Here is a 14,267-nt window from a genome sequence, read left to right as displayed (position 1 = left end):
CCTTTTTACTTGTATTCAATATTTTGAACATTAACCTGGATGCGATTCAACATACCTGATAAAGCTGAACGCTCTTCTTTGGTGAAATTCATAAAGACTTTCGAGATGAAGAGTTCCTTTTCTTCCCGGTAAGCTTTTATCCTCCCCCTGCCATCATCGGTGAGACGGACAAAGGTGATTCTGTTGTCTTCAGGATTTTTCCGACGGGAAACCATTCCTTTTCCTTCAAGCTGCTTTAAGTGCCTGGTCACGGCAGCACTATCTATATTCACTTCCCGTTGAAGGGCGGTTTGACTTATCTCATCCACTTCAAATAGTTTGTGCAAGAGGTCCAGACGTGACTGACTGATCCCGGTACAGCGCTCGAACTTTGGGCTCATTTGTTTATAAATATCATTGAGTTGTACGATTATCTTCTCTTCTTCACGACACGAATTTGACACAGCCTCCTCCTCCTCATTTAATTGACGGGTCAATTGTTGACCTGTCAATTAATATAATACATGTGTTTTCTAAAGTCAAACATTTGAATCTGGAGAAAAGGTACCAAATTAAAGGATTCCCGGTATGGATTGTGGAAAAGTATAGTGAAAGGAGAATATCATTATGTCAGATAGCGTAACAAACGTACCGATTCCATCGATTTTAGAAATTGGGTCAGGAGTAACAACTCAATTGGATACTATTTTCAAAAAACACCCATTCTCATCGGCAATAGTCTTATTCGATACGTTCTCTTACTCCACTTTAAAGACAACAATCGAAACCTCTTTGTCCTATCTCTCTATAGAGTGTGTCATGTTGGAGGATACATTGGATATCCATGGGTTAATTTCTTCCGCATTCTCATTTCCCCCCTTTGATGTGGTGATTGCCGTAGGAGGAGGTAAAGTCATCGATTACGGGAAATATATAGCTTTTTCAAGAAGAAGTCCCTTCATTTCGATTCCCACATCCCCATCGAACGACGGTTTCGCAAGCAGCAATTGCTCATTGATCGTCGATGGAAAAAAGACGACGGTTCCAGCCAAAGTGCCCTATGGAATAATTGTAGACCTAGATATCATCAAGCACGCACCTGATCGCTTTATCCTTGCAGGGGTCGGGGATCTTATGTCGAACCTGACTGCCCTATATGATTGGGAGTATGAAGAGAAAAAGGGGATTGGTTCTATAAATGCATTTGCCTACATGCTCAGTAAGAAAGCTGTGAACAGCTTTATCCGGACACCCATGGATGACTTGAAAAATGAAGTGTTTCTAAAGGAACTGGTCAGCTCATTGACGATGGGAGGCATTTCGACGGTCATCAGTGGAAATAGTGCTCCAATCAGCGGGTCAGAGCACCTGATTTCCCACAGCCTTGAAAGCATTTCGGAAACCTCGCAAATGCACGGCATACAAGTGGGTGTAGCCACCTATATCATGGCAAAGGTCCAAGAGCATAGGATAGAACGGATAGAGAAAGTGTTTACTCGAACCGGCTTTTTTGAATATGTGAAAACGATCGGGTTACAAAAAGCAGATTTTATAGAAGCGATTTCAATGAGTCCCTCGATTAAACCTAATCGTTACACCTATTTACATGACGATGATTATCGGCAGAGGGCATTGGAGATTGTAGATGAGGATGAGAGATTGAGGGATATCTTTTCCTGATACTAAGATCAGCCAAGGGGATTGGAAAACCTCTCGGCTGATCATATTTTTGTCTTGTCCAAGTATAGATCCGTACCTCTGGCCTTTCCAAAAGTGGATATAAGACTTGATACGAATCGAATCCACCACCCGCCTTTACTTCGGAAGGATATCCTTGGAACTGAGTAGAAGGGTAGCTCAGTATTATCTGAAAATGAAATCGGAGGAAATGGGCTTTTTCCCCATTTCCCTTGCCCATACGGATAGCTGTCCTATGTGATGAACCTCATGTGTCACCACATGCAGTAAAATTTTCTTATACGAAAAGTTGTATGACTTACCAGATCTGGATGTCATGTTATATTCTTTTTTTTCATACGCTGGAGTCCATAGAGACAAAAAGCTTTCCGTTTGTTTACGGGTCAGCTCTGAAAACGATATGACTTCATCCAGGGATGATATACGATGGATATCATTTCTCATTACAGGCTTCCCTTGGAGCTGATTTATCCAAATCTGTTCGCAATCCACTACATGAAAGAGGTTCTTCAAAATACTCCCCATCCCTCCTGAGCGCTCTCTGATCAGTTCATCCTGATCAACTTCCGTGCACCATTCAAACCAATCTTGTCGAATCTTCCAATTATAAGAAAAAAGTTCCTGCATTCCATCACAACCTATCATTGTTTGTTTAGTAGTTTAGGAGAAATTCATCAACCATTCTTCCTTCAATTATTACAGGATGGACCAGTTTTGTTTGACAGCTTGAATGATTCCAATGATGACTCCAAGAAAAGCCGCTTTCCATTTTACAGATTCGCCCCGCTCGTTCCCTAACAAATAAAGAACAGCTACTGTAAATCCCACCGGAAACCAGATTTCTATCTTCCCGTCGTCCGTATCGCTGGAATAAATGGGACCTACAAAAGTCGCAACAAAACAGTATATGAACACCTTATACTTGCCTGTATCAAGCTTACTGGCCCAGAAAAATAATAATATGAATGCAAATAGGTAAAACAGGCCTAAATAATTCATGTCACACCTCCCTTTTGTACAACAGTGTCTTGATGCAGCTTATTCAAGTCCAATAGACAGCGATGAAAAAAGAAGCACCGGTGTTATTCTTGATCTGCTGTTAAGATTCAGGGAACGTTCATATATATGAGGAACGACTGCATACCCAATCTGGATGGGATCCGGACAACATTTAATACTCCTTGAATATGATGCTCTTCCTTTATTCCATGAACCAGATACACCCATCCTTCCTGTTCTTACCTAACGGAAGGATGATCACAACGATTTGGAAGGTTATCATGTAAAGGTAAATACTGTCCTCCTAGGTATCGTCCTACATATATTCCACTGGCGGCCGCCTGAGATAAAGAATGAGTTTCACCTGAACAATCCCCTATTAAATACAGGCCTGGTACTTCAGTTTCAAAGTACAGGTCCGTTTGTAATTTGGGTTCATAAAATTTCGCATCCAGTCCATACAATAAGGTATCCCCATGAATACCTTCCCCAATAAGTTTCTCAAGGGAGGCCATAAACTCCTCCATCGCCATACAATCCAATTCAGGAAGCTCTTCCTTGATATTTCCACAGTCTGCTATGAGGGATGGACCTATAAGATTCCCCTTCAACGTTTCTGTTCTCCGATAAAGCTTGAAATCTTCCAACCTTTGAACGACAATACGCCCACGGTCTTCATTAATCCCTCCAATAATGCCGGTTGCAGCTTCCATTGCCTCGGTATGGCTGGGATAATAGCGTGGAACAAACAAGCTGAAGTTTAGATTTGCGCTTGGCACATCTTCTTCACGAGCATTTTGTCCGTCAGGCATCACCAGACCATGCTGGTGTTTTCTAATGATCCTGCCATTGGGATTCATGCAATAGGTAGTGGCACTGAAGGAATCCCTTTCGATCTTCAGCTTGGTTTCAAATGTTTCTGTTAAAATCGAGCGAAGCTGATCACCTTTCATTTCTACACGCATCCCTAAATCCAGCCGTGTTTCGCCTTGATTCAATCCAAGTGATGCAGCTATTTCTTTCAGCCATGAGCTTCCACTCATTCCTGTGCCGATCACGATCTTTCCGGCTTTGAAATCACCTTTGTTGGAACATATGCGAAACCCATCCTCCGTTTTTGAGATGGAATCTACACGAGTTTCAAAACTGAAGGTGACACGGTCTTTCATACATTCATACATCTTTTGAAAAACCTCCACTGCCAAACGGGTTCCTAAATGGCGCACTTCCGTCGAGAGCACCTTCAGTTCGGCCTTAGCGGCTCTTCTGGAAAGCTCCTCATTTTTTGTGCTATAAGAGGGGATGACACCTCCGCCAAACTTACAGAGGATCTCATCTACTTCCTTCATCAAGTTACGTGCTTCATGCGCACCGATTTTCCTGCCAAGCTCTCCTCCGAAGTCATTGGTATAATTAAATTTCCCCTCTGACTTCCCGAGACCTGCGAATCCTATGTATTTACTGCATTTACCGTCACAGGTGCACACTCCACCTTGATCTAAGCCACATACACGTTCACTCAATTCTTTCCCAAGATCAATCATATGAATGGAAACATGTTCATTGATTTTCATTAAGGTATACGCCAGGAAGACACTGCTCACTCCGGCACCGATAATGGTAATATCGTGATGTCCTGATTGCATTCGTTGATCCCCTTTCTTAGTTAAATTGGTGGTTATGCCACTTTTCCAAAACGTTGTCGATAAAGTGCATGATGTCACTTCCATTCCCCTTCCACTTCATGCGGAAATAATAACTTCTGAGAAAATCTGATACGTTCGTCACGTTTCTATAAACATAAAGTGAATATCCTTTTTTCAAATAATGTCTGTTTACTGCCGTAACAAGGTCTTCTGTCCATTCAAGCAGTGTCTCATCAGTCATTCCCCTATCAATGAGCGCTTCAATGGCAAAAAGCAGGCGGCCTTCCTCATCGTCACAGTAAACGGCCTCCTTCAATAAACTGGTTTTGATCATCTCCAGAGCACGTTTGTGGAACTCATCAGGAAAGGCGGGATGATGGATCACTTCCACCAAAAAATCGGCTCCGTGTGCAATACTATGCGCCCATCCCTTGCCTTCAACATACCCCCGGGTATCTTCTTCACCTTCTAAATAGAGAAAGCATGCCTCGAATGCCTGTTGAACCTTTTCCGTGGGTAAAAAAGGACGATGACGATCTCTCTTAAGGACTATAGCCAGGACTAAAGAGGAAAATGTCCGGGTGAAAACCGAATCATCCCCTTTTTTTCCGATGCCAAAAAACAAATGCTCTTTATTCATACAAGTATCCAAAAGGTATACAAGTTGTTGGTTTGATAGATAGTCTCTTTCGATGAACCTATAAAAACTTGTATAGATCAATTGATCCCTAAGCTCGCCGTCGCTTGAACCTATATGCAGGGTCATTTCCTTTAGAATGTTTTCCATGTCCAATTCTTTAATTGAATCAGGATTGGAAAAATCTACGCTTCGTAGTACTCTTTTCAGTTCAGCTTCACTAATCATTCAGCATCCACTTCCTTCTAATGATCCTATTTCCATCCTATCACATATTGGAACGGGAAGTTGTGTCCCCTTATCCTTAAACAGACAAAAAGGCACATAAATCCCACGCAGGAACTCATGTGCCTTTTTCACTTCTATTAAGATTTCACTTTGTCTTTCTTAATCTGCTTACTTCTCAATTGACCGCATGCTGCATCAATATCCGTTCCTTGTTCTACACGTACACCACAATTTATACCGTGCTCCAGTAACGTACCGTAAAATTCAACGATTGCTTCTTTCGTACTTCGCTGGTATTGATTATGTTCATCGACTGGATTATAAGGAATCAGGTTCACGTAGGAAAGGTGTCGCTTGTTCTTCAGTAGCTTAGCCAGCTGAAGCGCTTCTTCCTTATGATCATTCACATCCCTCAAGAGGATGTACTCAAACGTGATGCGTCGATTCGTCTTTTCCAGATAATAATCAATGGCCGGCATTAATTTCTCTAACGGATACGCACGATTGATTTTCATGATCTTCGTACGCAATTCGTTGTTTGGAGCATGAAGAGAAACAGCCAGGTTGATCTGAATGTTTTCATCGGCAAACTTATAAATTTTATCGGCTAGTCCACTTGTGGACACTGTGATGTGTCGGGCTCCGATTGAAAGACCTTTTTGGTCATTCACGACACGGAAGAAGTCCATCATATTTTCATAATTATCAAATGGCTCACCGATACCCATAACGACGATATGACTGACCCGTTCACCGTTGCCTGCTGCATCGAGATGATGCTGCACATTCATGATCTGTTCAACGATTTCCCCGCTGGATAAATCACGATTCTTCTTCAATAACCCACTTGCACAGAATGTACAACCGATATTACAGCCTACCTGCGTCGTGACGCACACACTCAGACCGTAATTGAAACGCATCAGTACGGTTTCAATCAAGTTTCCGTCTTCAAGCTTGAATAAGAATTTAATCGTACCATCCTTTGATTCCTGCTTGATTTCCTGAGTGAGTGTATGAAGATAAAAATGATCCTCCAGAAGCTGAACACAATCAGCATTAAGGTTCTTCATATCCGCAAAATGTGTCACTCTCTTTTTATATAACCAATCCCACACCTGGGCAGCACGGAATTTCTTTTGACCGTTTTCAACCAGCCATGCGGTTAGTTGCTCTAATGTCAATCCATATATGGATTTCTTCTCCATTTAAAACCCTCATTTCAAAAACTCTACAATTTTCTACTTATCTATACTACTTAAAGTATGGTAATGTTTCAAGGGATTTATAAGTGTTGAGAAGAATTGGAATTCCGTAATACAGTATTTATGTTAAATAGACACGATGAAATGGACGTGGCGCGTACTTTAATCATTGAGCCGACGAATGAAACCATCCAATTTTTCCTCTATTCTTCAACTTTCCATTTACATGATCCATCTAAATTTGTGCCGTTTTTCATTATTGCCCATTACTCTATTTAAGGCTCACAATATATGGTATAATCTTCTAAAATTTATAAAGGGGCTGATACCCATTTTTTCATTCAAGGTAGATCAAGAGATATCCATCGAACTATTTCAACAGCATCACAAGGAGGAGTTGTTTGAAATGATAGATTCAAACAGGGATTACCTTCGTCAGTGGCTCCTCTGGGTAGATAAACGCCGATCCCCTGAGGACCTTGAACCGATCATACCTATTTGGATCCGGAATTACGCTGACAACAATGGGTTCGATGCCGGGATTCGTTATCATGGGAAGTTAGTCGGCATGATCGGGTTGCATTATATTGATTGGAAAACCAGAAGTACCAGTATAGGATATCTTCTTTCTGAAGGAGCCCAAGGGAAAGGGATCATTACACGATCCATATCTTCAATGTTAAGCTATCTCTTCACTGAATTGAACCTTAACAGGGTGGAAATCAAGTGCGCCGTATCCAATCAGAAGAGCATAGGGATTCCTGAGCGTTTAGGTTTTAAGAAGGAAGGGATCATCAGAGATGGTCAATGGCTTTATGATCATTATGAGGATCTGGCAATGTACAGTTTATTAAAGAAGGATTGGAATGAAACGTGAGCAGCTTATCTTTGAAGAGGCACTTCCGAATATAGATGCGCCTTTCTTGGAAGGAATTCCACAGTTTAAGAGCGGGAATCTGACTCTGGGTGGACGTTTTAAACCACCCAATGTATTTAAAAAAACATGATTTCTTTCGTTCGTCTATAATCCCTCGGGGAAAGGCCTACATATTTTTTAAACGTGCCACTAAAATAATTTGGTGTGTTGAAACCAAGTTCTTCAGCTATATGCTCAATCGTATGGGTTGTATGCCTCAACAGCCATACCGCGCGCTGAAGCCTGACATAGGTAACGTATTCAACGAAATTACGCCCTGTCTCTTCTTTGAAAATCTTGCTGAAATACGGCACACTGATATTGATTTGATCCGCTACTTGTCTTATTGATAAATGATCAGTACAGTTACGAGCTATATAGTCTTTGCTCTTTTGAATCTGGTAGTCTTTAGTGATGTCTTCATAGTAACGGAGGGAAAGTCTCTCATAAGGTGACGTACGCCTCGCCTTATATGCTTCCCGATAGGAATGATGCAGGAGGAGTGGTTCACGATAGATAGTGCCCACTCCAATATAAAGATGGATCCCATACGCCTTCTCCAATTCCTCGATTACTTCAATAATGCTTAACTCCCCTTCTTTCCAGTGTTTTAAAGATCCATACATAGAAGGAATCCTTATCAGCATAAGTAAATGCTTACGATATGACAGAAAAGATACCCCCATCAGTTGAAAGCGCTCTCTAAAATGTTCTTGAATGAGTATCGAGGCTTGCCAGCCCTGCTCCTTGTTCTCAACCGTGGATTTTATGAAACCCTGTATGAAACACACCACATTTGGCAGCCCTTCGTCATCAGGTAAGAGAGCACTTGATTGAATCAATTCCTCTTCAGAATTTATGTCACCTGAGAGCAACCTCCTGAAAAATGTTTCCTTAAAGGGGAAGGTATTGCTCTTTTGTTTTCCCTGGATAAGCTCTTTTTCTGATTCATCCACATGGCGAATGCTTTCCTCCGAGTATGAAATCTCCCTTGAAATTTGCTTTAATGTCCGAATAAGCTTATGCTTTTTGATTGGTTTGACAAGTATACTGCTAAGTTTCAATTCAAGCGCAAGAGGGAGTGTTGATAATAAGGAAGGCTTGAGGAGAGCAATAATCCTGAAACCGGTATGACGCTTTTGAATACGGTGTATTTTCACCCAATCAAGCCATGTACTTACTTCGTATATTGCAATATGTATTTGTGGCTGCGCTTCTTCTGCCAGTATCATATTGGCCATGAATTCTTCTGTAATCCATTCTTCGAGTTCCTCATACTCTAATTGATTCTTTACAAATAATTTTATTGAACACACTGTAGATTCCACACTGCCTCTCTGAGAGTTTCATAATGAAGGATTCCGTTCATCTTATTATAGGATGAAAATAAGATTTGATTAAATATTTGTATATTTCTGATAATTTATTGTAAGGTAAATCGCTTTTGAATATCGTAAAATCATTTTAACACTATTTTACATTCTATAAAGGAGGATACGTTCACAAAAAAGGAGGCTCTTACCATAAACCTTTTTGCTGTTCAATAGAAGAAAGTAGAAGTCCATTTCCGCTACAGGGGTTCGGCCGACCGCCATCCCCATCACCATCCGGCACATACTGGCTGACAGAGCATTAAAAGATGATGTTAACAGCAACAATCGGTGCGAACAGAGCGAAAAAGAAGTATACAAACTGTTTTAGGAGGGATTTTAATGGCAGGAGATTATTCAGAATATGATTATGTGGAAGCAGACACAATAGATGTCAGCGAGCTCGAGCCACTCGATCCGGAAACTAGAAAAATCATGAAAGGTGAATTCAGTACGGGTATTAAACTGACTGTATTTTATTATATTTTTATCTTGTCAATACCTATATTGAATTGGTATGCAGAAGGTTTCATGTTCTCACGAATGTGGGGAGGAATGACGTATAGCTGGTTTTTCACAAGCATCGTAGCCATGGCCATGGCTTTTATCATCGCCTTTATACATACTGCTCTTTATGAGAAACGTCTAAAGGTTAAGAAACAAGAGATTCATTTCCCTGCAACTTCTAAGGAAAGGAAGATCAATTGATGAGTGTTATATTAGAACCCAAATTCCTGCTTACGATTTTCTTAATGGGGACCATCGTTTATATCACGTATTTATCAAAACGTAATGCAACAGCTTCAGACTATTTTGTAGGAGGAAGAAGTTTTAACTGGTTTACTAATGGATCGGCGATCGGAGGAGATTATCTAAGCGCAGCGACCTTTCTTGGCATTGCAGGTCTTACTTATCAGCTTGGATATGACGGAGCGTATTATGCTTTTTGCTTTTCCATTGGTCTAACCTTGCTCGCAATCTTCGTAGCCGGTCCACTTCGTCGTTTTGGGGCTTATACAGTTGCAGACTTTTTAGCATATCGATTCCATAGCAAACGGGCACGACTCGCTGCAGTTGCGGTCGTATTGGCCATCTCAGGGTTCTATGCAGCTCCTCAATTACTTGGTGCCGCACAGATATTAAGTATGTTCTTTGGGACAAGTTATGAGTTTGGAATCATCTTCACCTGTTCAGTCATGATTTTTTACGTCGGTGTCGGTGGCATGAAGGGTACGACACTTAACCAGGCTCTTGAATTGTGGATTCGGCTGGGGGCCTTTCTTCTTATGGTGGGAGCGGCTATTTATGGTGGACTGCACTATCAGGAAATCCTGGCATCCATCAATGAATTTAAAGGTGTGATATCAGGGACGGCAGGACTTTCATCTGATGGAAAAGATATTCCATTCGACGGGTCTCTTTGGACAGGCACAGGTAACTATTTTCCTTCATTCTTGCAAACCATTTCTATGACAATCGGACTTTCACTTGGCACGATCGGCCTTCCGCACATCTTGCTGCGTTTCTACACAAATCCTAGTGCTAAAGCTGCCCGAAAATCTGCACTGATGGCCATCGGTATTGCCAGTGTATTCTTCTTCTTTGCTGTATATCTCGGAGTCGTGGGACGCTCCATTTTCCTTAGTGGAAATACAGATCCCGGGGTGATGAAGGATCTTATCGCAGGAGGAAACAACATGGTCGTACCTTCTACTGCCCAGGCCCTTGGAGGGGAATGGCTGTTGGGACTTGTTATTGCAGGTGCATTTGCTGCTGTCTTCTCCAACTTGTCCGGTTTATTCATTGCAAGTTCCGGTGCATTGGCACATGATTTGTATGCAACATTCTTCAGGAAAAGCATTACCGAGAGAGAGCGTGTATTGGCAGGAAAGGTCTCAATCATCATTTTGGGTGTACTGTACGGCATTCTCGGATTAATGGTTAAAGAAGCTTCCATAGGACATCTAGTCGCACTGGCATTTACGGTTGCCGCAAGTACCTTCACCCCTATTTTCATTCTCGGTATATGGTGGAGGGGAATGACTGAAAAGGGTGCTATCTCAGGCCTCGTTATTGGTCTTCTAGCATCGATGTATATGATTTTCTTTAAAACCAGCCTCCCCGAAGTTCTACAATTCAATGTACCTGGGTTAATCACGGTCCCTATTGGCTTCCTTTCTGTGTATATCGTCTCTAAAATCGATCGTAAAGTACCCGGTGATGTAAACGATTTCATGAGGAAGGTCCATTCAAAAGAGTCTGAAGCCGCGTAACTCATGTAAAGAGTCAAAAATAAAGAAGAAAAGCGTCACGACTAGTTGATGCTTTTCTTCTTTTCTTTTAAAAAAGTATTGATTGCATCTGTACAGGTTATATTTTCCCATATACACACGTATCTGTCAGTCGCTCCCCATCGACGGACAGGTCTTCGTTCCGAAGAATTCCCTCAAGCTCATAACCGAGTCTTTCAGGAATGGCCTTACTTTTATTATTGGTTGATTCACATCTTATTTCCACTCTTTTTCCTTTCAACTCAGTCAATGCGAATTCCGTTAATTTCCCTACTGCCTCAACCATGTAGCCTTTGCCACTCATTCGGGAATCAATCCAATAGCCTATTTCAAATTTAGGAATGGTCCAATCGATGTTGTGAAAACCAGTAGATCCGACAAACTCATTGGTCTCCTTTAGAAAAACCAAGTACCTCAAGCTTTCTCTTGTAAGAAATTTCGCATGTGCTTCACGTGTGTTCGTTTCCGTATCATCTACAGATGGATTGCTTCTGGCAAATCCCAGCCAAGGCTGTAATTCAGGCAAGGAAGCTTTAATGGCTGCATTCACTTTAGCTCCATCAGCGGGCTGAGGCATTCTTAATCGCAATCTTTCGGTTTCAATTTCTGTGGATATGTCCATCAATACGGGATTCATTATAAAACTCCTTCACTAAAACTCTCTTCATCAGTTGATGATTGGTAATATTTAAAATTATTGAAATTATAAGGAAATTACTCTACTTTGTCAATCATCTTTTCAAAATAAAAAAGAGGGCTTAGCGCCCTCTGCTTAAACATATACGTTCGTAGCACTCCTTACCTTAAAAAAGGTACCAGTGCTCAAATGTGATTATTTTTTTCTATTTATATAGATGATTCCTATTAGTATGCATGAAAATAAAGATAAGAGTACTTTACCTTCCCAATTCCATTGCAACACCTGCTGAATCGAGTATGCCTCTATTAAAAGGGAAGGTATTTTTCCTATTGTGCTGGCAACGGAAAAATGGATGATCCCCACTTTGCTTATGGCCCCGGCTAACGTGACAACACCTGAAGGGATAAAAGGAAATATCCTAAGGGCAATAATCATAAAAAAAGCTGCTATTCCTCCTGATGTCATTAAGCCTGTGACATATTTCCTGTTCAGTATATTTTTATCTACTATTTTTTTTATACCTTTTCGATATAGATAGAAACTAACGATTGCACCGAACGCTTCTCCTATTATCGAAATCATTATTCCGTGTTCAAAACCAAAAAATTTCAAATTGACTGCTGTAATGATAAAACTGGGGATAATGCCAAGAACACTGATGAGCACATTTAGAATGATACTTATTAGAATTGCATAATGATCCAGCGCTCGAAATATATTTAAGAGGGATTCCTCCAACTGCATTCTCTCCTTAAAGTTATAGACCATTGATGTGTATGTTTAAATGCTGCTTTAGTCGAACAACACTTTCACAACTCCATTATCTTTTTTATTTCAAGAGAATGGAGGTGTGGTTCGAAAGAGTTAAAAAGAGGATCAAATTCTATTCTAATTCCTTTTATGCACTTCTTAGATCGATTCGTATCTTGTAAAATTCAACTGGTTTTCTTGGATGATACGAGGATTAAAAAGGAAGGTCTTCTTTCTTCATTTTTTATTTTAGGCAAGAGCATCAGGCCTTTATCAGTGGGAAGGGGTTCAACCAATCTTTCCAATACGAACCCTTGAGTTATCAGTCCATTGATTAAGGTTGATAGTGTGCGATGATATTTGACCACCCCTTTTACATACCATTCCTGTTCCCGCTTCCCTTCATCCCGGTAGTGATCCATGGCCCAATGAAGCTTTTCACCTTTCTCATTTCTCCACCAATTCTTCATGGTTTTTCGCGCTGTCACAACTGGATGCTCCGTAGAAAATATAAATACTCCTCCCGGCTTTAAAAAAGTGTGGAGTTGTCGAATTAAGCTATCGTAATCTTCTATATAATGAAGGGCAAGAGAACTGACAATCAAGTCAAATGAAGCTGGCGGTCCTTTAAAGTCTTCAATGGGACTGCAAACGTACTGAATCCTGTCATCCTGATTTTCCTTTAGTGCCTGGTTAATCATCTTTTCTGAAATATCCACTCCAACTACAGATATTGACCCATTTTCCACACAGAATTTTGCTAAGCCACCGGTTCCGCAACCGAGATCCAGTACGCTTTTCCCTTCAAGATCTGACAGTTCTTCTTTCATGGCAGGCTGCTCCAGGTAGTCATTATACGTTTCTCCGCTTTTACGCAAGTTCATATATGCCTGAAAAAAAGTGGGGTCATCATAAATATTTTGTTTCATTCTTTACCTTCCTTCTCTTCTGGTTTTCTTTATGTGATTTAAGAATCCCGGCAAAACAGTCTCTCCATTCAAATGATTCCACCAGGTTCTATAGTCTTCTTTGAATCGTCATCAAAAACAATGGCTGGTTTAGCACCTAAAACGACAATGCTTCCACTTTTTATGTAAAGTCCTGTCTCTTCACTCAAAGCTATGACAGGCTTATCATAGCTTTTGATGAAAGATCGGATCAGATGATCATTTTCTTCTTCGTAGTGGCACCATATCGCAAAGTCATCCATCAGGCATAATCCTTTGAGCGTCTTCAATCCAGCTTGATTCTCGTCCATATGTAAACATGTTCCTATATTGCTTCCGGCTATGATTGCGCCTGCACTTCCTCCATAGATACTTCCGCCCTCATCAATGAACCTGATTAATTTAGTGTGAAAATCATTCTGTAGAATATCATGCATTAATCTGAATGTATTTCCACCACCAATATACACATCTGAAAATGCCATAAGATCATCAAGTGTTTTCTCCCTTAGGTCTTCCCACATGATAATGTCCCTTACACCAAAAGGGTCAAATACATCCTGAATCCACTTATAACACTCTTCGTATGAAATGGCATCAGGATTCATAGCTATGGGAAGATACAATAATGACTTTCCTCCATCCAATTCACCTGCAAACATTCTATCAATCTCCTTGGTCTGCTCCTTATCGCCACCTCCGGAAAGATACAAGCCACTCACGGTTATCTCCACCTTTCACCTCAGAGGGACGGACCTCTGATTCCACATCATGTTCATTATAGCAATAAAAAGGAGTCGTTCAATTGTAAATCTTAATAGTAGAGGTCCGTCCCTCTCATCCCTGACATATTTTTTTATTCGAAATTCTAAGGGATTATTATGAAAATTTTCCTGAATCGCACCATTTTCAAGCTAGTACTTATCAGCATATAGTCCTATATTTTCTCAATACCCTCTTC

17 protein-coding genes are annotated in these 14,267 nt (G+C 40.8%); 6 read left to right on the top strand and 11 right to left on the bottom strand.

Annotation, left to right across the window (positions count from 1 at the left end; translation table 11 throughout):
* Positions 1-5: 5 nt before the first annotated feature.
* A complete protein-coding gene (locus LS684_RS21695) occupies positions 6-443 on the bottom strand; it encodes a MarR family winged helix-turn-helix transcriptional regulator (protein WP_233811874.1) in 438 nt (145 codons plus the stop codon).
* Positions 444-606: 163 nt separating this feature from the next.
* Between LS684_RS21695 and LS684_RS21690 the strand changes: the two genes are divergently transcribed.
* Positions 607-1,659 carry an iron-containing alcohol dehydrogenase family protein gene (locus LS684_RS21690; protein ID WP_233811873.1) on the top strand — a complete coding sequence of 351 codons (1,053 nt, stop codon included), beginning with the start codon at positions 607-609 and terminating at the stop codon, positions 1,657-1,659.
* Between the two features lie 183 nt (positions 1,660-1,842).
* Here LS684_RS21690 and LS684_RS21685 read toward each other — a convergent pair whose 3' ends face one another.
* The 5 genes from LS684_RS21685 to rlmN all read right to left on the bottom strand — a co-directional run bounded on the left by LS684_RS21685 (position 1,843) and on the right by rlmN (position 6,395).
* A complete protein-coding gene (locus LS684_RS21685) occupies positions 1,843-2,304 on the bottom strand; it encodes a DinB family protein (RefSeq protein WP_233811872.1) in 462 nt (153 codons plus the stop codon).
* Between the two features lie 69 nt (positions 2,305-2,373).
* On the bottom strand, positions 2,374-2,676 hold the full coding sequence (locus LS684_RS21680) for a hypothetical protein (RefSeq protein ID WP_169215814.1): 303 nt from the start codon (positions 2,674-2,676) through the stop codon (positions 2,374-2,376).
* A gap of 239 nt (positions 2,677-2,915) precedes the next feature.
* Positions 2,916-4,322: a Rossmann-fold NAD(P)-binding domain-containing protein gene (locus LS684_RS21675; protein ID WP_233811871.1), complete on the bottom strand. Its 1,407-nt coding sequence runs from the start codon at positions 4,320-4,322 to the stop codon at positions 2,916-2,918.
* Between the two features lie 16 nt (positions 4,323-4,338).
* The gene (locus LS684_RS21670) at positions 4,339-5,187 is read right to left on the bottom strand and encodes a DUF2785 domain-containing protein (RefSeq protein WP_233811870.1); all 849 of its coding nucleotides are present in this window, start codon (positions 5,185-5,187) and stop codon (positions 4,339-4,341) included.
* A gap of 137 nt (positions 5,188-5,324) precedes the next feature.
* Entirely contained in the window at positions 5,325-6,395 is a 1,071-nt protein-coding gene (gene rlmN / locus LS684_RS21665; protein WP_225003127.1) for a dual-specificity RNA methyltransferase RlmN, read from the bottom strand.
* Between the two features lie 96 nt (positions 6,396-6,491).
* Here rlmN and LS684_RS21660 point away from each other — a divergent pair, with 96 nt between their 5' ends.
* Genes LS684_RS21660 through LS684_RS21650 form a run of 3 tightly spaced genes read left to right on the top strand, consistent with a single transcriptional unit; the run spans position 6,492 to position 7,399 of the window.
* The gene (locus LS684_RS21660) at positions 6,492-6,671 is read left to right on the top strand and encodes a hypothetical protein (RefSeq protein ID WP_233812156.1); all 180 of its coding nucleotides are present in this window, start codon (positions 6,492-6,494) and stop codon (positions 6,669-6,671) included.
* A gap of 52 nt (positions 6,672-6,723) precedes the next feature.
* A complete protein-coding gene (locus tag LS684_RS21655; RefSeq protein WP_225003795.1) occupies positions 6,724-7,269 on the top strand; it encodes a GNAT family N-acetyltransferase in 546 nt (181 codons plus the stop codon).
* Positions 7,259-7,399: a hypothetical protein gene (locus LS684_RS21650; RefSeq protein ID WP_233811869.1), complete on the top strand. Its 141-nt coding sequence runs from the start codon at positions 7,259-7,261 to the stop codon at positions 7,397-7,399. Before LS684_RS21655 ends, LS684_RS21650 begins: the two co-directional genes overlap by 11 nt.
* Here LS684_RS21650 and LS684_RS21645 read toward each other — a convergent pair.
* Entirely contained in the window at positions 7,386-8,636 is a 1,251-nt protein-coding gene (locus tag LS684_RS21645) for a helix-turn-helix transcriptional regulator (RefSeq protein ID WP_233811868.1), read from the bottom strand. The genes LS684_RS21650 and LS684_RS21645 overlap by 14 nt on opposite strands.
* A 384-nt stretch (positions 8,637-9,020) precedes the next feature.
* Here LS684_RS21645 and LS684_RS21640 point away from each other — a divergent pair, with 384 nt between their 5' ends.
* A complete protein-coding gene (locus tag LS684_RS21640; protein ID WP_225003124.1) occupies positions 9,021-9,386 on the top strand; it encodes a hypothetical protein in 366 nt (121 codons plus the stop codon).
* Complete coding sequence (locus LS684_RS21635) at positions 9,386-10,951, top strand: sodium/solute symporter (protein ID WP_233811867.1); 1,566 nt, start codon at positions 9,386-9,388, stop codon at positions 10,949-10,951. The genes LS684_RS21640 and LS684_RS21635 overlap by 1 nt, the downstream gene beginning before the upstream one ends.
* A gap of 97 nt (positions 10,952-11,048) precedes the next feature.
* Here the strand turns inward: LS684_RS21635 and LS684_RS21630 are convergent, their stop codons facing one another.
* The 4 genes from LS684_RS21630 to LS684_RS21615 form a co-directional block, all read right to left on the bottom strand.
* Positions 11,049-11,606: a GNAT family N-acetyltransferase gene (locus LS684_RS21630; protein WP_233811866.1), complete on the bottom strand. Its 558-nt coding sequence runs from the start codon at positions 11,604-11,606 to the stop codon at positions 11,049-11,051.
* A gap of 195 nt (positions 11,607-11,801) precedes the next feature.
* Positions 11,802-12,347 (bottom strand): TVP38/TMEM64 family protein, encoded by a 546-nt coding sequence (locus LS684_RS21625; RefSeq protein ID WP_233811865.1) that lies wholly within the window; start codon positions 12,345-12,347, stop codon positions 11,802-11,804.
* 197 nt (positions 12,348-12,544) lie between these two features.
* Complete coding sequence (locus LS684_RS21620; RefSeq protein WP_233811864.1) at positions 12,545-13,288, bottom strand: class I SAM-dependent methyltransferase; 744 nt, start codon at positions 13,286-13,288, stop codon at positions 12,545-12,547.
* 68 nt (positions 13,289-13,356) lie between these two features.
* On the bottom strand, positions 13,357-14,040 hold the full coding sequence (locus LS684_RS21615; protein WP_233811863.1) for a Type 1 glutamine amidotransferase-like domain-containing protein: 684 nt from the start codon (positions 14,038-14,040) through the stop codon (positions 13,357-13,359).
* Positions 14,041-14,267: the final 227 nt, after the last annotated feature.

The organism is Cytobacillus spongiae (assembly GCF_021390075.1).
The sequence above is the reverse complement of the archived record's forward strand: the minus strand, read 5'-3'. Positions and strand labels throughout refer to the sequence as shown.

What these genes read in the sequence shown, in the direction of transcription:
- LS684_RS21690 (WP_233811873.1), top strand. Translation starts at nt 607, where the DNA reads ATGTCAGATAGCGTAACAAACGTACCGATTCCATCGATTTTAGAAATT.
- LS684_RS21685 (WP_233811872.1), bottom strand. Translation starts at nt 2,304, where the DNA reads ATGCAGGAACTTTTTTCTTATAATTGGAAGATTCGACAAGATTGGTTT.
- LS684_RS21680 (WP_169215814.1), bottom strand. Translation starts at nt 2,676, where the DNA reads ATGAATTATTTAGGCCTGTTTTACCTATTTGCATTCATATTATTATTT.
- LS684_RS21675 (WP_233811871.1), bottom strand. Translation starts at nt 4,322, where the DNA reads ATGCAATCAGGACATCACGATATTACCATTATCGGTGCCGGAGTGAGC.
- LS684_RS21670 (WP_233811870.1), bottom strand. Translation starts at nt 5,187, where the DNA reads ATGATTAGTGAAGCTGAACTGAAAAGAGTACTACGAAGCGTAGATTTT.
- rlmN (WP_225003127.1), bottom strand. Translation starts at nt 6,395, where the DNA reads ATGGAGAAGAAATCCATATATGGATTGACATTAGAGCAACTAACCGCA.
- LS684_RS21650 (WP_233811869.1), top strand. Translation starts at nt 7,259, where the DNA reads ATGAAACGTGAGCAGCTTATCTTTGAAGAGGCACTTCCGAATATAGAT.
- LS684_RS21640 (WP_225003124.1), top strand. Translation starts at nt 9,021, where the DNA reads ATGGCAGGAGATTATTCAGAATATGATTATGTGGAAGCAGACACAATA.
- LS684_RS21635 (WP_233811867.1), top strand. Translation starts at nt 9,386, where the DNA reads ATGAGTGTTATATTAGAACCCAAATTCCTGCTTACGATTTTCTTAATG.
- LS684_RS21630 (WP_233811866.1), bottom strand. Translation starts at nt 11,606, where the DNA reads ATGAATCCCGTATTGATGGACATATCCACAGAAATTGAAACCGAAAGA.
- LS684_RS21620 (WP_233811864.1), bottom strand. Translation starts at nt 13,288, where the DNA reads ATGAAACAAAATATTTATGATGACCCCACTTTTTTTCAGGCATATATG.